Below are 18,761 nucleotides of genomic sequence, written 5' to 3'. Positions count from 1 at the left end.
GTACCCAACCGCGTGCGCATCGGTCCTCCAGGGATGCATGCGAGAATGCAACGCGACGATTTCAGAAATTCCCAAGATTCCTCAGAAGTGGTATTGGTCCGATGCGGCGCATCGCCACGCGGCGGTCTGCCGGTCGGGTACGATTGGGGCACGGCGTCACTCCCGGCGCGGCAATCAATCGCCTGCCCTTTTGACTAAAATGCGTCCCATGTCTGACGATCGAGGCGACACCGAAAACTGGCAACCTGGAACGACCGAAGAGATGTTACCGCGGCTCTACGGAGAACTGCGAATGCTCGCCGCCTCGTGCCTGCGCATGGAACAGCCGGGACAGACGCTTCAGGCAACTGCGTTGGTCCATGAAGCGTTTCTAAGATTGGCCGCCAGCACTTCTTCTTGGGATTCCGAGGGACACTTTTTCGCATCGGCAGCCAAGGTGATGCGTCGTGTGCTCGTGGACAATGCGCGACGTAAACAAACCATCAAGCATGGGGGGGCCTGGAATCGCGTGGAACTATTTGACTTTGATTTGGGACGCGACCCCCAAGGCGATCGGATCGTTGAACTTGATGATCTATTACACGAGCTCGCCTCGTTGGACCATCGCGCCGCCCAGATTGTCGAATTCAGGGTCTTCGCCGGGATGACTTTCGACGAAATCGCCTGTGCGTTGGCAGACAACACGTCGTCCGTTTTTCGTGACTGGGTCTTTGCCCGAGCCTGGCTGGCTTCAAAGTTGCAACCCTGATGTCCGCCGGCGGATAGATGATGAAAGCGAGTATTTTCTGTCGGTGGAAACTTAATTGAAATGAGCGGTCGCGTTTTTCGCATGTCATTTTCGGGGGCCAAGACGTGCCCCTAAACCGAAGCAGAAAAGTCATCCTGACGGTTCGAACACCATGGACAATCCAGCTGATTACCAAAAAGCAAAATCCGTCTTCTTTTCTGTGGTCGAAAACCTCCAAAACGATGACGCAACCGCATTGATCCGTCGCCATTGCAACGGCGACGCGCGGTTGATGTCCGAGGTTGAGCGGTTGGTCGCGGCACACCAGAGGGCCAATCGGGTTCTGGATGCGGCGAACGCGACTCCACCAGATTCCGACACTTACCCGCTGGCAAGCGGTGACAGGGTCGGCCGCTACGAGATCTGTGAAATGATCGGCGAGGGCGGGATGGGACTGGTCTATCATGCCAAACAGATCGAACCGCTCCAGCGCGACGTCGCATTGAAGGTGATCAAACCCGGATTGGACACACGTGAAGTGCTCGCCCGGTTCCGAGTTGAACAACAGATGCTCGCCAAGCTCAAGCATCCGAATATTGCCAACGTCTTTGACGCCGGTCAAACCGACAAAGGTCACCCTTTTATCATTATGGAACTCGTCGATGGCGATACGTTGACGGAGTATTGTGACCGCGAAAAATCGAGCCTGAAGGAACGGTTCAATCTTTTTCTCCAAGTCTGCTCCGCGGTTGAACATGCCCATCAACGGGGAATCATTCACCGCGACCTCAAACCGAACAATATTTTAATTTCGCACCAGAACGGAAAACCGCTTCCGAAGGTGATCGATTTCGGTTTGGCGAAAGCGATCAATGTTCCGCTTTCTGAAAAGCGAAAGTTAACCGCACTGTCGCGGGTCCTGGGGACGCCTCAATACATGAGCCCCGAACAGTCTCTCGCCGGGTCCGACGACGTCGATATCCGCAGCGATGTCTACTCGATGGGCGTGATTCTGCACGAACTACTGACCGGCGAAACTCCCGATGACGACGTCAAGCAAGAAACAGGATCACGCTCCCATTCTCCTACCACGGCAGTAAAATCGGCGTGGGCCAAGAAGCCAAGTCGTCGATACAAACGACTCTCGTTGGAAAGGCGTGCGGAAATCGCGGCCAATCGAAGCCAGAGCCCGTTGCGACTTGCCGCACAGTTATCCGACGATACCGATTGGATCGTCGTCAAAGCGTTGGAGCATGAGAAAAGCCGTCGCTACCAGACGATCACGGCACTGTCGCGCGATCTGGAACGTTTTTTGAATGGCGATCCGATTGACGCTCGCCCCCCCTCGCCGATCTATCACTTTCGCAAGCTGGCTGAACGCTATAAGGGCGCCTTTGGAATTCTCGCCGCCGTGCTTGTGTCGGCGATCGCGATCGCTGCAGTCAGCTTTCATCAAGCTCAAACGGAACGCAATCAACGACGTCAAATCGGCATTTTGTTGGACCGTGTCGAACGCGAACGTTTGCGTAACAATGAATCGCTCTATGCCGCGGACATTCGAATTGCCGCCGAATCACTTGCTGATGGCGATGTAGCCCAATCCATCGCATTGTTGAACCGACATGTCCCAGAGCCAGCCAATCCGACGCGATTCGACCAAGATCATCGGGGCATCGAATGGTCCCATCTATTGCAGAAAGTGACGGCGACCCGAACAGCATTCTCGATCTCCAACGAACCACTCAATACACTCGCGATTCGGCCGGATCAAGACCGTCTGGTTGCCTCGGGCGACCTCGGATTGCTTCACGATTTCGCGTTCGAGTCGGGGCAAACGAAACCCTGCAACATGGGATTCGGCGCCATCAACACGCTCGCGTTCTCACCTGACGGGGCGTTCTTGGCGGTCGGGGGAAACAAAGGAATGATCCGACTGACGAATCCCACCGACTTCGCCACGGTTGCTGAGTATTCGTTTGATGGAATCGAAGTCCTGGACCTTGAATTCTCCCGCGACGGCACGCAATTGTTCGCCTCGGGGCGAAGTCCCGATGTTCGTGTCTACGATGTTGCGACCGGATCAATACTTGGTGTGCTCAGGTTTCACGCCAAGACGATTGAATCGATTTGCATTTCCGCCGACGGCAAATCGATCGCTTGCGCATCGGATGACAAAATCATCTCGCTGTGGAACGTCGCGGATCGAAAGCTGATTCGCAGCTCGCCGCCGGCCAAACATCGGCTGACGAACGTGGCGTTTGGCGCTGGCGGCCGTACGATCGTCTACGCGACGGTCAAAGGCAACGTCGAAGTTCGATCGGTACCTGACTGGGAACTGATTCACGCCGAAACGCTTCCCAGTGCCGTGCAATCCCTTGCCATCTCAGCCGATGGGAACCGGGCCGCAGTGGGGTGCCGCTCGGGTGTGATTCACCTGCTACCTGCCGATGACCTTACTGAAAATCGTAACACCCGTGTTGGCTCACCTGGCGCGTTGAAGTCGATCTACGCGCATCGTGGGCGTGTCAATGACGTTTTATGGCTGGACGAAGAACAGATTGCCAGCGTCGGTGGAGACGGGGCGTTGGTGGTCTCACAATTGGATGTTCGCAACGAACATCAACCGCGCGACGCAATGCCGGTAAACCGAATCAGTATTTCCGATGACGGCAGGTGGTTGGCGACACACGACTACCGGACGGTACAACTGGTCGACACCCATACTCACCAGGCGCGACAGGTTCCGACGATCAACACCGATTCAAGGCTCGCCGGAATCTCGTTCTTCCCCGGAGAGCATCGATTCGCTGTTGCCACCACCGACGGGAAACTGATCGCAGCGCACGCCGAGGATCCCGATCAAGGTGAGGTGTTCACCTTGCCCGAAACAGCAGATTTTTCTGACCTCATATTCTCTGCCGATGGGGGACGATTGTTGTTGTTTAGCCGAACCGACGACGTTCTTGTCGTCGTCGAACGGCCGGGATTGGAAATCGTTTTCCGTGCCAGTTGTCCCGACGCTTACACCGCAGACCTGACGCCGGACGGCAATCATCTGGTAACAAGCTACCGGGGTGACGTCATGGTCTACCACGTCGACTCTGGTGACCTGATACGAACCTCCTTGAGGCATCACAGCGAAACCATCGCTGACTTGAAATTCGATTCCAACGGTCGGCACGTGGTGACAAGCAGTGACGATCGCACCATTCGAATCTGGGACCCGTGGAGTGACGCTCCCGGTGAGTTGATCGGCGTTTTTCCAGGTGGCGTCCCCAGAACGCTGGCGCTCAGCCAAGACGACCGAACACTTTTTTCGGTCTCGCGTAGCGGTGAAGCCTGGGGCTTCAATGTTCCAGCCCGACAAAAACTCTTTCCGATCATGAAAGCGCGGGGAGAATTTTTTGATTGCCGGCTGTCAGGTGACGACTCTGTCTTCGTAACACTTCAGGAAGGAGGCTTGATCCATTGGATTACACTCAGCGGCGATTTTAATTCCGCGACAGCCCGCCCTCGTTCCGGTCCGCCAATCAAAGCGGATACGGTGGGCAATGGCAGCATCAACGAGTGATTTCCAGAGGACGCCTGTTTCCGCCACGAAAGACTCACGGCAACAAAAAACGCCGATGGCGGGGGGAGGCCATCGGCGCTTTGACGCGGAAGTGATTCGCGATCAGGACGTCGCTTGGGAGGGTCGCCGCTAGGCGCTCTTGGTGGTTGGCATCTGGAACAGCTTTTGCTTTCCGGCTACCACGTCCTCGTCGATCGTGTACACCTTGCCCTCTTCTTGCTCGGGCAATTCGTACATGATGTCCAACATCACTTCCTCCAGAATCCCCCTCAGTCCCCGGGCTCCGACGCCTTTGTTGAGGGCCTTGCGGGCGATCTGGTGCAGTGCTCCATCGGTGAAGTGCAACTCGCAATTCTCCATCTTGAACAGCGCTTCGAACTGTTTGGTTAGCGCGTTTTTCGGTTCACGCAGGACTTGGACCAAGCCCTCTTCATCGAGTTCTTGCAGGTAACTGACGACCGGCAGACGTCCGACAAGCTCGGGGATCAGTCCGAACTGCATGACGTCCTCGACTTGAATCTCGGCGACCAACTCGCTGTGCGTCTGCTCGTTCAAACGTCCGGCGCCTTCGCCGAAGCCGAGCGTCTTGTGACCCAGTCGGTCACGAATGATGTCTACGATCCCGACGAAGGTTCCGCCGACGATGAACAGGATGTTGCTGGTGTCCAACTGGATGTACTGCTGCTCGGGATGCTTCCGTCCGCCTTGGGGCGGCACGTTGGCCACGGTGCCTTCGAGCATCTTGAGCAGACTTTGCTGGACGCCTTCACCGGACACGTCGCGTGTGATCGAGACGTTGCCCCCGGTCTTGCCGATCTTGTCGACCTCGTCGATGTACAAGATGCCTCGCTGGGCGGCTTCGACGTCGAAGTCGGCCGCGTGCAACAGTTTCAGCAACAGGTTCTCGACGTCTTCACCGACGTAGCCGGCTTCGGTCAACGTCGTCGCGTCGCCGATCGCAAAGGGCACGTCCAACATGCGGGCCAGCGAGCGGGCCAACAGCGTTTTACCGCTGCCGGTCGGTCCGACCAACAGGATGTTGCTCTTTTCGATCTCGACATCGCTGCTGCCTTCCCAATCACTGGTCAATCGCTTGTAGTGATTGTGGACGGCGACAGCCAAGACACGTTTGGCGGACGCTTGGCCGATCACGTATTCGTCCAGGTGCTCGACGATCTTGCGCGGCGAGGGGATGTCGCTGAACAGCTGTTTGCTCGGACCGCGACGGCGCTCCTCCTGTTCCAGGATCGACTGGCACAGATCAATACATTCGGCGCAGATATAAACGTCGCCTGGCCCTTCGACCAATGGACCGACGTCACGATAGCTCTTTCGGCAGAAGGAACAGAACGCGTTCTTCTTGTTCGACGAGCTACTGCGCGTGGTACTGTTGTTATCCTTGACGGGCATAAACGACTCCTTATGTGCTCTAATCGACTCGTCCGCCGGTCGACCACGTAGGGAAGGTGTTGGGGGACCGGCCCAAGCCGATCCTCCGCCACGCTACGTATCCAGTCGACAAGCGCGGGACGCGCCGATTGAAAGCTTCAAACGGTTCGGCCCACAGCCCAAGCATCTCTTTTGCGTCATTGCTGGGAAGACGATGATGCATCCGGTGATGCGCCATCCGCTTCCGAGCGGGAGGTGAGTTAAAAGAGTCGTCCGTAACGGATGCCTGAGCCCTGGTTGGTAAACTTAGTGGGTAAATGGTTTCCGAAGCCGATTGCCCAGGAATATTGGGAGGGCCAACTGCGGAAAAGGTGGCATCGTGCACGTCGAAACAAATTGATTCGTCACTGAATCAATGGAAGGTTCAATCCGACGAAGATCGTCTCAATCGTTACGACCGGCCGCCGTCTCGGCGGTCGAGCGTTCCTCCGGAGCGTCCCCTTCGTCGGAACCGTGGGATGCTGCCTGTATTGTTCGGAATTCCTCCTCGCTGATGTCACCTTTCAAACGCATTTCTTCCAAGTTTAAGAGGTCATCGGAGGTCGAATCCCAGTCTCCATTGGTGTAGTCGCGCAACCTTGACACAAGGAAAAATGCGGCCGCAGACACGATGATCAAAATCAGCAGTGCAAGACCAGCCTTCACGGCCGGATCACTCAATAATTCCATCACCATCGTCTCTACCTGCCGCCTCGCCCGCCGGCCCAAGGCCGAGTCACAGGCTGCTTGATTGGCCGCCTACCATTGTCGCGCCGGCGACCACCCGGTCGCCCTCCGCCCGAAAGCGGGGACGTTCCGGGGTCAAATTCATGATACGACTGTCCAACCAACAGGGTCCAGCAGATTCGCCCTCGTGAAACTCTTTTTTCGTGTTTCACGGGGTTTGAGTCAACATCGATCTCGGAATTCGCAGCTGCTCGCCGGTACGACGTCCTTTCCAGGTCGTCGCGCGGAGTCCCACGGACGACGGCCCGGAAGAGCCATCGCACCCCGACAGCAGCGACCGTCATGAGACGGAAAGCCCCTCGAAGTTCCGCATCCGTCACGACGGATCCAACAACGCCAACGCCTCCCGCGCCGACACCAACCCCAATCGCCCGTGACCGCAACAACGGAACACCGCCGGGCCGCCGTACCCGCTCTCGGTCATCACTTCCCAGACCCGCCCCAAGTCGATGTCGCCATGACCGAACCGCTGGTCACAACCGCGTTCCAAATCCGGTTCGCACAGATACACGCAACTCAATCGGTGCTGTAACCGTGCCAACCGGGCGCCGATCGGGAATTCGCCTCCCAATAACATCTCCCCGACATCGGCCGCCAAACCCAACGCCGCGTCGGTCCCGATCCATTGTCCGAAACGCTCGAAATGGGCCACCGTGGCGATCGCATGCTCGGACACCGGCCGCAACGCCAGGTTCACGCCCAACGACGACGCCAGCTGCACCAGCGGGCTGATCGCGCCAGCCAACCGCTCCAAAATTTGTTCGCCGTGATCATCCGTCTCCGCCGCATCGCGCTCGCGCGGGCACACGCGGCCTGTGGAAAACGTGGTTGCGACCGCGCCCATTTCTGCCGTCCGTTCGATCCAGCGGCGAATCTGGGCGGCCGCCGCATCCCGAATCGCCGCGTCTTGGCTGGCCAGGGAATAGGGATCAATGCTGTCCGGATCATCGTAGAACAACGCATCCAGGTCGATCACGATCGCGACCCCGTGCTCCTTGGCCGTCCCTGCGATCTCCGCCGACACCGCGTCGAACCAGGGTGTGTCCAGATCCCAGCGTCCACGACAGGGCCGAATCGCAACGGCGCCGAATCCCAGCTCAGCCAGCTTGGGGATCAACGTCGTCGGTTGGTGGAACTCCAGACTGCTGCAATGGAACCCCGGCGTCATCTCACGTCACCCGCAATCGCGTCGCAAGCAACAACGCCGGGGCGACGAGCGCAAAGACGATCACGGCCCAGACCGGTCCGGCACCCAAAAACGCGAACGCCGCCGACAACGGGATGATCGTCAAAATGCTGATCCGAATCAGATTTCCGATCACCGCCGGTTCGGGATTCATTTGGGCCCGCAACCCGCGCAGAAAAATCGGAAACAGAATCAACCCGATCAACATTCCGAACTGACCCGCCGACGGCACCGTCCAAGAGGCGCGGGTTTCCGGCGGAGCAAATCCGGGTGCCAGTGCCAACATCACACCGCCGATCAGCATCACGACAAAGCCGGTCCGCAGGTTGACCAAGTGACCGCCGACCGCTTCGTCGCGGGCCACCGTGGTGATTCCCATCACGTACACACCGAATCCCAGCGCGATGGCCAGGACGTGTCGCGGAACAAGCGGCATCCCTTCGGCGAGCTCCAACAGGGGAGACGCGCCCAAGAGAAAGCTGAGCACGCGGCAGCCGCCCATCGCCGCCGGCGCGATCGGCGTCGGTTTGAGCGGCCCGTTATAGGCCACAATCAATCCGGCCAACGCCACCGCGATCGCCGCCGGCAACCAGGTCGTCGCGTGACCGGCGGCAGGCACGTATCCCGATGCCGATGCCAACAACACACCCAGAATCAAAAACGCCCAACCGGCGGACTTAGCGGTGTTGACCGAGATCGCGCCACTGGCGATCGGCCGCATTTTCCGCTCCGCCTTGTCTTTCTCCAAATCGAAAACATCGTTCAGGACCATGCCGGCCCAATAGAGCGCGACGCCGGCGGCGAGCACCAGCGCGAACCGCACCGGCGGTGCCGGCCCGCCGGCGACCAACAGGAACGCCGCCCCCACGTCGGCCAACACCGTGAACACGTTGGGCAGACGAACCAGTTGCATCCAGGCCAGGAGCGGGCGTTGGGAAGGCGGATGCGGTGGAGTTGGCTCAGCGGTCAACGATTCACTCTTCGGTTGCGGGTTCTTCCGAATCGCTCTTTGAATCGCCGTCCGATTCCTGTTCCAGGTTGGACTTCAAATCCTCCAACAACAGCGACATGCGTTGCTTTTGGCTTCGCGAAACCCCGTCGGCAAGCTCCACGCCTTGTTCGGCGGCTTTGATGGCTTCGTCCCAACGCTCCTCGACCGCATGCAACCGCGCGATCAGTTCCAGCATCGCGACCTTGCCGTCGTCTTCGATGTTTTCCATTTCCTTTCGCAGCGCTTCGATCACTTCGCCGCCGAGCGGTCCGATCTTTCCACCGTTTTGAACGATGTTGTAAAGCGTCATCGCGTGGCGGAACAACGCTTGGGGATTCCCCTCGGTCGCCTTGCGTTCCTCTCGATAGAACGCAAAGTCGGCTTCGGTCGGATTGCCGGACAGGAAGTTGAATTGCGGCTGGACGACGCGTTGAACCGTGGTCAGCCGTTCTTTCAAGTCCGCGTCGTCGGTCTCGGCGATTTGGTCGGCGAGCATTTTGCTGGCCTCGTCGAACCGTCCACGACCGGCGAGTTGATCCAGCCCTTGAAGGATTTCCTGGAACTTTTGCTCGCGTTCGATTTCCGCTTTAAAGGCTTCGCGGTCCCAGCTGTCGTTCAGAACGGCCCCCAGCGGCTCTTCCAGTTCACCCGGGTGGCCGATCCATTCGATGATACCCGTCTTGCCGACCAGGAATGACGTCGGGATGCCGTTCTGGCCGGCGGCTTCCATGTAATCGCGTTGGGTCGATCCGTCAGGGTCGGTCGTCAGCGTGTACGGCAGGGTGACTTCGGCGAACGAGACGTCTTTGCCGGGATAGGGTTTTGCCAGCAAAGCTTCGACTTCATCGACCGTCTCATCCGAAATACTGATGATTTGGACGCCGTCATTGCGATGTTTGGTTTGCAACTCGGCCAGGTGCGGCATGCTGGCGATGCAGGGTCCACACCAAGTGGCCCAGAATTCGACGACGTAGACATTGCCCGCTTTGAATTCGGACACACGCGTGTCGTCTTCGTGGAAATAGTGCTCGATGTCCAATGCGGGAGCTTTCGATCCGATCCCGAGCGAGGGTTCGGCTTCGGCCGGTCGCAAAGTCAACGCGGCGACAACGGCACAACAAACGGCAAACAGGGCGATACGTTTCATCAGTGAGATCTTGAGAGGTGCGGGGGGAGTAACGGTGGGTGAGGAGGCTTCGATTCCGCCGGTCGGGGCGTGAGAATCAGGCAGGGATTGGGAGTCAGGTTTCTTCATTGCCCAAACATTCTACGAACCACCGGATCAGCAGCAGAGTGCAATTCACGACCTTTGGAATGGTTTTTGACCGCCAATCCCCGACACGCGACCCCCGAAGCCGAGAATCCTCCGCCCCACTCCACCGGGGTCTGTCCCCGCTTGCCTCGGGGTCTGTCCCCGACTGAGCATTCCGCCGGGGTCAGCATTCCGCCGGGGTCTGTCCCCAACGGATCGGGGTCTGTCCCCACGGGATCGGGACCTGTCCCTAAGGGATTCGGCTGACGGAGAGAGAACCCACGGATGGCAGGGCGTACCCACGGATCCCCTGCCGCGACCTATCCGTGGGTACGCTTTGCCATCCGTGGGCACATTCAGCTAGCAATTCTCGCGGGGTCTGTCCCCGATTCAGGGCGTTGCAAGCATTCGCCCGGGGTCAGCATTCGCCCGGGGTCTGTCCCCGCTCCGCCGGGGTCTGTCCCCGGATCGTGATCCTCCTGGGGTCTGTCCCCACCGGAGCTTTGCGAGCATTTCGCCGGGGTCTGTCCCCGGTTGCGGGGCGGGACGACGCTGATCCTTCGAAACTTCTCTGTCTGGTCGGGGTTTAGTTGCGCTGACCGCACTCTGCGGGTTCTTCTTCTCCATTTTCTTCTGCTCGGGAGCTGTTCTGCCATGACCGACCAAACTCGCCACCAACGTGGGTGGATCTTTCGGCGCCCCTTGGTCCCCGCCGTCGTTCTAACAGGAAGTCTGGTCGTCGCGTCGGCAGCCGGCGCGGCGGAATGGCGACGATTCCTGGGCCCCCAAGGCAATTCGATCAGTCCCGATTCGACACAAGTCCCCGAAACCTGGAGCGACAACGAAAACGTCAAATGGAAAGCCGACCTGCCCGGCCAAGGGGTTTCCAGCCCGATCGTCGTCGCCGGAAAGGTCTTTGTGACCAGCTACTCGGGCTACGGCACCGGCGGTGAAGACGAAAAGATCGAGGATCTGAAACGTCACCTGTCCTGTTACGACGCGGTGACCGGCGACCTGCTGTGGAGCAAGACGATCGATGCCGTCCAACCCGAAGATCCCTACAGCGGGATGGGAGTCCCCGCCCACGGCTACGCCAGCCATACGCCGACCAGCGACGGTAAACACGTGTTCGCCTTCTTCGGCAAAAGCGGCGTGATCGCGTTTGATTTGGAGGGCAACGAAATCTGGCGAAACAGCGTCGGCACCGGCAGCGGCCAGCAACGCTGGGGTTCGGCGTCCAGCCCGATCGTTTATCAATCGGACGCGCAGACCCTGGTGATCGTCAATGCGTCGGACGAAAGCGAATCCCTGTTCGCCTTTGACGCGGCCACTGGAAAAGAAGTGTGGAACACGCCCGCTGGCGATTTGGCCAGCACGTGGAGCACGCCGAATCTGGTCAAAGCCGCGGACCGCACCGATTTGGTGATCACCGTCCCGGGCGAAGTCTGGGGGCTGAACCCCGAAACCGGAAAATTGCGTTGGTATTCACGGGGCACCACCGACAACACCGCCTCGGCCAGCCCGATCGTGATCGACGACGTCGTGGTTGCAGTGGGTGGTCGCAGCGGTGAAGCAGTAGCGGTTAAGGCGGGGGGCAAGGGTGACGTCAATGAATCGCACGTGGTCTGGGATGCCAATATCCCGTGTCGATTCGCGACCCCGATCCACCACGATGGCCACCTGTACGTCTTCAATAGCGGTGTACTGAGCTGCTATGACGCGAAAACCGGCGAGCGGGTCAACCAAAAACGGCTGGCCGCCAGTCGTGGTGGCGGCGGGAACCGCGGCGGCGGAGGTCGCCCCGGCGGCGGTTTCGGCGGCCCCGGCGGTGACCGTGATCGGAGCGATGACCGTGATCGGGGCGGTGATGGGGAGCGAGATGGAGGCCGCGGGCGGGGCGGCTTTGGCGGTCCCGGAGGTGGTCCCGGCGGCGGATTCGGCGGTCGTCCTGGAGGCGGCGGGGGTCGCGGCGGGTTCGGTGATCGACGCAACCAAGAATACGCGACGCCCGTGCTGGCCGACGGCAAGATCTACGTCGTTGCACCCGGCGGCGAAGTCTATGTCGTTGGCGCGACGCCCGAAATGGAACTGCGACAAACCAACACGCTGACCGATGATTCGGGCTTTTCCGGATCACCGGCGGTCAGCGACGGCAGACTTTATCTCCGCAGCGGATCGGCACTGTATTGCATCGCCGAGTAGGGCGCGCTGGGTTTCGTCGAGGCGGCGACGGGAGTCAGCGTGTCAAAACGTGGTCCCCGCGATTATCGTTTTCCGATTGATGCGGTAGAATCGTGGACCGGTCTGGCCGTTCGCACCAACTACCCTTCGTCGTCACCTTGCTCGCTCGACTTTACGCCCGCATCGTTTTCTGGCCGACGCTCGCCTGGAACTTTCTTCTGGGCCGCGTGTTGCATCTTCGCCACTGGTGGGACCGCATCGACAGCCACGTGATCGTCGGTGCGTATCCCTTTGCCGGTGACGTCGCATCGCTGCGTGGTGAAGGCGTGCGTGCGGTGGTCAACACCTGCGAAGAGTACAAAGGCCCGATGCTGCAGTACGAACAACACGGCATCGAGCAACTGCACATCCCGACGACCGATTTCACGCACCCGCAATTGCGCGATGTGGAAGCCGCCGTCGAGTTCATACAAAAGTACAAACTGCAAAACGACAGTGTTTACATTCACTGTAAAGCAGGCCGTGCCCGCAGCGCGACGATCGCGATGTGCTGGTTGATCAAGTACGGCGGCATGACGGCCGAGCAGGCGCAGACTCACCTGCTGGACGCTCGCCCGCACATCAATCCGAAACTGGCAAGCCGCCCGGTCGTCCAACAATTCCAGGCGGCACTCAAAGCGGCAGAAAGCGAAGCAGGCCTTTTCCCGGCGATTGAAGAACCCTTGGCGGCAAGCAGCCCCCCGGACACCGAGCGACCCGATATCTTGTTGTAAACGCGCTTTCAATCCCTGCAGCTGAGTCCACATCGCCATGGACGGACCCGAACTCACATCGACAGAGAATCCGGGGATCGATGCGGACACGATCAGCACCCTTCGGCTGGCGATGCTGCCGGGCATCGGACCGCGAACCCTGACCGCGCTGATCGACGCACTCGGTTCGCCACAACAGGTGTTGGACGCCGATCCAGGACGACTGGCCGTCGTCCCAGGCGTGGGGCCGAAACTGATCCACACGATTCGCACGGCGTCGCACCACGTGGACACCGACTCGATCGTCCAGTGGTGTCGCGACCACGACTGTGATTTGCTTCGCAAAGGCCACCGCGGCTACCCACGACCGCTGGAAGACCTGCACGACGCTCCGCCGATCTTGTTCGCCCGCGGCCGGCTGACTGATGCAGACGAGTTGGCCGTTGCGATTGTCGGCACCCGACACGCGACGGCCTACGGGACCCGCCAAGCGGATCGTCTCGCATACGGATTGGCCAAAGCCGGCGTGACGGTGGTCAGCGGGATGGCGCGTGGGATCGACGCGGCGGCACACGAGGGGGCCTTGTCTGCCGGCGGGCGAACGATCGCCGTGTTGGGCGGGGGACTGGGAAAAATCTATCCGCCCGAGCATGTCGGCTTGGCCGACGCGATCGCCGCCGACGGCGCGGTGATCAGCGAATATGCCCCCGACGCCAAACCGCGCGGCGGCATGTTCCCCCAACGCAACCGAATCATCGCCGCGCTCTCGCTGGCAACCCTGGTGATCGAAGCCCCTGACCGCAGCGGCTCGTTAATCACCGCCCGGCTGGCCGGCGAACTCGGCCGCGACGTCCTGGCGCTTCCCGGTGCGGTGACCAGTCGGGCCTCCCGAGGGGCAAACCAACTGATCCGCGACGGCGCGACGCTGGTCCAGACCGTCGACGACGTCCTGGAATCGCTGGGGCCGATGGCTCGCAGCGTGCAAACCGACGACGGTCACGAAGTGCGGAATCCGGCCGAACTGAAACTCAACGAACTCGAACGCACCGTGCTGGAATCGGTCGACGCCTCCCCCACGTTGATCGATCAGGTGATCGCCCGCAGCGGATTGCCGGCCCACCAGGTCATGGCGACCATCAGCGTGCTGGAGATCCGACACCTGATCCGCCGCCAAAGCGGCCAATACGTCATCCGGATTTAACGCACTGCGGGCGTGATGGCGGGCAGTCGGGCACTGGCGCGATCGGGGAACGAATCGTAGACTAGTGCTCCGCCGCGGCTCGGTGTTTCGCTAGCGGAACTCGTCAAAGTTTCGCTCTGTCGCGACGACGCCGCACCGGGGGACCGAAAGCCTTGGCGGCTTCCGCTACGATACAAATCCGCGAATTGAGCTGTGGTAAACGGCTAGCATGATCGCATCGATTTCGAAGCATGTACTCGTGACACGCATTACCGGCTTTTCCTACTGGGCCCCATGACCGAGACCTCCACCGTCGCGCTTGCGGCCAATCAGATCCACCGGGGCGACTGCATCGAAAAGCTGGCCCAGATCCAACCCGGATCGGTCGATCTTGTCTTCGCCGACCCACCTTTCAACATCGGGTACAGCTACGATGTTTACGACGACCAGCAATCACACACCGATTACTTGGACTTTTGTCGCGGCTGGATCAGCGGTGTTCACCAAGCGCTCAAACCGGACGGATCGTTCTGGTTGGCGATCGGCGATGAATACGCCGCCGAACTAAAACTGTTGTCCCAAGAGATCGGTTTCTCTTGTCGGTCATGGATCATTTGGTACTACACGTTCGGGGTGAACTGCGTCCGTGGATTCAGCCGATCGCACACGCACCTGTTTCACTTTGTCAAAGACCCCGAGCAATTCACCTTCAACGGTGACAACCCGATGGTGCGTGTTCCGTCGGCACGGCAGTTGGTTTACGCCGATGCCCGTGCCAACACCAAAGGACGGCTGCCGGACAACACCTGGATTCTGCGTCCCCAAGATGCGCCCCAGTTGGGATTCAGTCCCTCGCACGACACCTGGTATTTCGCCCGCGTCGCGGGGACCTTCAAGGAGCGCGAAGGTTTCCACGGATGCCAGATGCCCGAACAGTTGCTCGGCCGGATCATCCGCGTTTCCAGCAACCCCGGCGACCTGGTGCTGGACCCGTTCGGTGGCAGCGGCACGACGTTGGTGGTCGCCAAGAAACTGGGGCGTCGATTCATGGGCATCGAATTGTCCGAGGACTACGCCACGAGGATCAGCGAGCGATTGTCGGCCTGCAAGTCCGGTGACCCGCTGGACGGCCCGGCCGACCCGATCAAGAGCGCCCCGACGACGTCCAACGGAAAGAAACGCACCGAGTTCCGCGACGGTCGCCCCGTGATCCCCTTGGATGACCGCAACCGGAGCGTCATCCAAGCCGCCTTTGCGGCCGTCTCCAAAAACCACAGCGCCGAAGAATTGTTGTTCGACCCGATCCGCAACGCGCTGTTCGTGCGAGATTGCAAGGACGCCAAACTGCTCGGCGACGCGCGAACGTGGAACGAGTTTCTGTTGCAGCTTTCCAATCTGGGGCAACTCGACGGCGAAGGCAAACACAAAAAGCTCTCGCTGAAGACCATCTTGCCGTGCTGCGATGCCGCTGAAATCGCCTTCCAAATGCTATCGGTCGATTACGCCTTGGACCTGGAACAGATCCTCTGCACCCCCGACGCCGCGGCGGAGTTTGACGGAATCGCCAAACTATTCGGCGACGACCATTCGGAGATCGATTATCGCACCGCGCTCTGGCACTTTCGGCGGATCGCAACGGCGGACAAAATCACGCGGGCGGTCAAGAAACGCGCCGCCGAATTCGCCGGCGAAGTCCCGCCGGCAGCGGAAACCATCGATTCGTATCTCAGCAACTGTGACGAACAACCGGTCGCGGGCGTGTATGCAATCTCCGATCCCGATTCCGTCCTGTTCATCGGCCAGACGACCGACATCGCCGCACGGCTGCGACAGATCCAAGTCAGTGAAGGTTGGAGCAAATTCGAACCGACCGAGGTTCAGGTCTGGCCGATCGAAGACGTCAAGCAAGCGTTGGTGCTTCGCTGTTTGTTGGTCACGCAGCATAAACCGTGGTTGAACGCCCATTTCCTGCATCAGCCGATCGCGACGACACTCTTTTAGACCATGTCGCAAAAGTCCGACCAGCCGATCCCCCTTGAAGTCACCCGCGGCATGGCGGTGTTGATGGGTGTTGTCATGGCCGTCGCCTGGTTTGGGGCCATCGGGGATCCGCCCGAAGGCCGGTTCGGCCGGCGTGGAGGCCACGCGTTCGGGTCCTGGACCACACCGGACATCGTGCCGATCCTGGAGCAGACGGTCGAGTCGTCGGAATTGGGGCTGCGAATCAATCCGGTCGACGGTTACGTGTTTTTCCGCATCAACCAGCCCGGCGATGCCGGGCGGGCGGCATCGGCGATTTCGTTTATCAACCGAAACGCATCGATTTTAGGGCAAATCCGGTCCTTCACGCCCGGCGTCACGGACTGGCCGCCCACCGCGGACGATTTTCCGCCCTCGGTCCAGCTGGAAATGGGCGACGAAGACGCGACCGAGCCGGCGGTGCTGCGCGTCGGAGCGAGTGACGATTTTCAGCTCCAGGTGCAAACGATGCGTTACGGCCAGGCGACCATCCACTGGGCGTCACCGCGGAAAAGCTCGGCCTGGCCGCTGCGGGTCCACCTGGGCAAATGCGCTGTAGGTCACCGGACGCTGCTCGTTTCGGTGTACGAAATGGACGCCCAAACACCGCCCCCCGACTACCAACAGGGGCCGATCGCCGCGCTGGCCCAAGCCTTGGGGCCGCTGTAATACGTCGTGCCGGTGCTTTCGAGGGCGTTTTTTTCTCAGGTCGACCGAACTCCACCTGCAAATCTTTCGCCGTTTCACTATCTTCGCTTCTGTATCGCATTCCCCACCCCCCGGTCCACCGTCAACTCGGATGTAACATGACACGACCTCGCCCCCGTCGCGCCCTTGTTTTGCTCGGCCTGTGGGTCGTCGCGCTGCCGAACGTCCTCGCCGCCCCAGACGTCCTGTCCGCCCAAGACGTCTCGCCCAGCGAAGGGCTGCCCGCACAGATCGCCGCGGCGGCGCGACAGTCCGCCGACCAGTTGGATCCGAACCGGATCGCGGGGGTGGATCCGAGCGGCGCGGCGTTCCAAGCAGCGATCGACGGGCTGCGCGAGCACTTGTCGAAAACGGCGACCGAAGCCAACGCCCAAGCCTGGATCGATTACCTGGAAATCGAACCCGCCCTGGAAGCGATCGCGTCAGAGGTTAGCGATGTCGACGTGGCAACCAAAGCCACGCGGATTTCGCAAAAGGCCACCGGAATCCACCCGGGGCTGGAAGTGCCGGCGGTCCGAGACGTCCGCCGCACCGCCCAACAATACAGCAACGCGCTGCGGTTTCGCCGCAAAGAACGAACGACGGCGTTGCTGGGTCAACTGCTGGAGCGGGCCGCCGACCAATGGACCGAAATGACGACCAGCCCCTCGCCGGATGAAATCGCGACGTTGCGGTTGTTGCTGGAGCTGCTCGAACGGACCGATCAACCCGTCGCATTGGTCGACCGCACCCAAACGCTGTTTTCGTCGACCAACCTGCATCTGACCGTGGATGAATCCTTGGTCGGGCGGGTCGCCAATCGCAGGGTCGACCAATCGTCCGCCGTGCGCGAATGCATCCTGGGCACACGCATCGTCGGCAACGCGCTGCTGACCGGGGATGTGACCGCGACCCTGCTGCCGTCGACCGGAAGCATTCGCATGCAGGTCGCGCTCCACGGAACCGTCACGACGGCCAACCGCGGCTACAACGGCCCGGTGCGGTTGAGGACGTCGGGATTCGGCCATGTCCACGCCTCGCGAACGCTGCAAATCCGCGAGTCGGGAATCCAGTTCGATCCCGTCGTCGTCTCGGGCGGCATCAACAACCGCATCAATTCGATCGAACACCCGTTGCGTTTGGTGCGACGAATCGCCCAGAAAAAAGCCGCCCAACAAAAACCGTTGGCCGATCGCATCGCCCATCGCAAATTCATCGCCCGAATCACCGACGAATTCACCAAGGAAACCGAAGGCGCCCTGGCTCAGCCGATGCCCGATCTGGCCGGCCAGGCCGAAGCGTACCTGCAACGCCTGGACTTTGCCGAACCGCTGCGCACGATCGGATCGACCGCCCACTCCATCTATCTCAAAGCAACGATCCGCAAAAACAACCAGCTTGCCGCGCCGACGCCGCCGCCGGCGATCACCGCCACCAACGACGCGACCATACAGATTCACGAATCGCTGGTCGACAACACCATCGGCGCGCTATTGGCCGGACGCACGATGACGCGGACCGAATTGCAACAGCTGGCCAGCAAGACCAAACGCGGTGCGGAAATCCAAGCCGCCGCTGCGGACGAGGAAGAAGAGGAACCGGATTTCGAAATCGATTTTCACGACAGCCGCCCGATCATTTTCGAAGCCCGCGACGGAAAACTTCGCATCGGGATCCAAGGCACCCGATTCGCTCAAGGATCGCGCGAGCTGAAACGGTTGCTGGAGATCGTCGCGGTCTATCAGCCGCGGACCACCGAGACCGGAGAGATCGTGCTGGAACGTGTCGGTGAAACGGAAATCAATTTCCCCGGCACGAAACGTTTGAGCGTCGCCCAAGCCGGATTGCGGGGATCGATCAAAAAGGGATTCGCCAAAGCGTTCCCGGAAACCTTGATGGACCGGCCGTGGATCATCCCCGCCGACGCCAAAGTGCCTGCGCTTCAAGGCCAGAATTTCCGCCCGCGCTACTTTGAAGCCCAAGACGGTTGGCTAACACTGGGCGTCAGCTCCTGACCGCAACCCAGCATCGCCCGTAGTT

At 60.2% G+C, this 18,761-nt stretch carries 13 protein-coding genes; 8 read left to right on the top strand and 5 right to left on the bottom strand.

The genetic code is table 11. The annotated features are described in order from the left end of the window. Nucleotides 1–208: 208 nt before the first annotated feature. Both Mal15_RS00720 and Mal15_RS00715 read left to right on the top strand, forming a co-directional pair. A complete protein-coding gene (locus Mal15_RS00720; RefSeq protein WP_199773786.1) occupies nt 209–748 on the top strand; it encodes an ECF-type sigma factor in 540 nt (179 codons plus the stop codon). 151 nt (nt 749–899) lie between these two features. Next, nucleotides 900–4,298, top strand: coding sequence for a WD40 repeat domain-containing serine/threonine-protein kinase (locus tag Mal15_RS00715; RefSeq protein WP_147865988.1), 3,399 nt, complete (start codon nt 900–902; stop codon nt 4,296–4,298). 129 nt (nt 4,299–4,427) lie between these two features. On the opposite strand, the gene clpX is transcribed toward Mal15_RS00715, so the two are convergent. The 5 genes from clpX to Mal15_RS00690 form a co-directional block, all read right to left on the bottom strand. Continuing rightward, entirely contained in the window at nt 4,428–5,708 is a 1,281-nt protein-coding gene (gene clpX, locus Mal15_RS00710; protein ID WP_147865987.1) for an ATP-dependent Clp protease ATP-binding subunit ClpX, read from the bottom strand. A gap of 423 nt (nt 5,709–6,131) precedes the next feature. Continuing rightward, on the bottom strand, nt 6,132–6,422 hold the full coding sequence (locus tag Mal15_RS00705) for a hypothetical protein (protein WP_147865986.1): 291 nt from the start codon (nt 6,420–6,422) through the stop codon (nt 6,132–6,134). Between the two features lie 367 nt (nt 6,423–6,789). Then, nucleotides 6,790–7,641, bottom strand: coding sequence for a sugar phosphate isomerase/epimerase family protein (locus Mal15_RS00700; protein WP_147865985.1), 852 nt, complete (start codon nt 7,639–7,641; stop codon nt 6,790–6,792). 1 nt (nt 7,642) lies between these two features. After that, entirely contained in the window at nt 7,643–8,629 is a 987-nt protein-coding gene (locus Mal15_RS00695) for a UbiA family prenyltransferase (RefSeq protein WP_147865984.1), read from the bottom strand. A gap of 4 nt (nt 8,630–8,633) precedes the next feature. Beyond that, complete coding sequence (locus Mal15_RS00690) at nt 8,634–9,797, bottom strand: TlpA disulfide reductase family protein (protein ID WP_167546549.1); 1,164 nt, start codon at nt 9,795–9,797, stop codon at nt 8,634–8,636. A 759-nt stretch (nt 9,798–10,556) separates the two neighbouring features. Between Mal15_RS00690 and Mal15_RS00680 the strand changes: the two genes are divergently transcribed. The 6 genes from Mal15_RS00680 (at nt 10,557) to Mal15_RS00655 (ending at nt 18,736) form a co-directional block, all read left to right on the top strand. Further along, nucleotides 10,557–12,104, top strand: a complete 1,548-nt coding sequence (locus Mal15_RS00680) for an outer membrane protein assembly factor BamB family protein (protein WP_147865981.1) — start codon at nt 10,557–10,559, stop codon at nt 12,102–12,104. Nucleotides 12,105–12,241: 137 nt separating this feature from the next. Next, on the top strand, nt 12,242–12,856 hold the full coding sequence (locus tag Mal15_RS00675; protein ID WP_147865980.1) for a phosphatidylglycerophosphatase and protein-tyrosine phosphatase 1 family protein: 615 nt from the start codon (nt 12,242–12,244) through the stop codon (nt 12,854–12,856). Nucleotides 12,857–12,893: 37 nt separating this feature from the next. Then, nucleotides 12,894–14,036 carry a DNA-processing protein DprA gene (gene dprA, locus Mal15_RS00670; RefSeq protein WP_147865979.1) on the top strand — a complete coding sequence of 381 codons (1,143 nt, stop codon included), beginning with the start codon at nt 12,894–12,896 and terminating at the stop codon, nt 14,034–14,036. Between the two features lie 273 nt (nt 14,037–14,309). After that, nucleotides 14,310–16,016 carry a DNA-methyltransferase gene (locus Mal15_RS00665; RefSeq protein ID WP_147865978.1) on the top strand — a complete coding sequence of 569 codons (1,707 nt, stop codon included), beginning with the start codon at nt 14,310–14,312 and terminating at the stop codon, nt 16,014–16,016. A gap of 3 nt (nt 16,017–16,019) precedes the next feature. Beyond that, nucleotides 16,020–16,703, top strand: a complete 684-nt coding sequence (locus Mal15_RS00660) for a hypothetical protein (protein WP_147865977.1) — start codon at nt 16,020–16,022, stop codon at nt 16,701–16,703. A 137-nt stretch (nt 16,704–16,840) separates the two neighbouring features. Continuing rightward, nucleotides 16,841–18,736: a hypothetical protein gene (locus Mal15_RS00655; protein ID WP_147865976.1), complete on the top strand. Its 1,896-nt coding sequence runs from the start codon at nt 16,841–16,843 to the stop codon at nt 18,734–18,736. Nucleotides 18,737–18,761 lie beyond the last annotated feature (25 nt).

The organism is Stieleria maiorica, assembly GCF_008035925.1.
In the GTDB taxonomy this organism is placed as follows: Bacteria; Planctomycetota; Planctomycetia; order Pirellulales; family Pirellulaceae; genus Stieleria; species Stieleria maiorica.
Note: the sequence above shows the minus strand (reverse complement) of the source record. Positions and strands in the feature narration are given on the sequence as shown.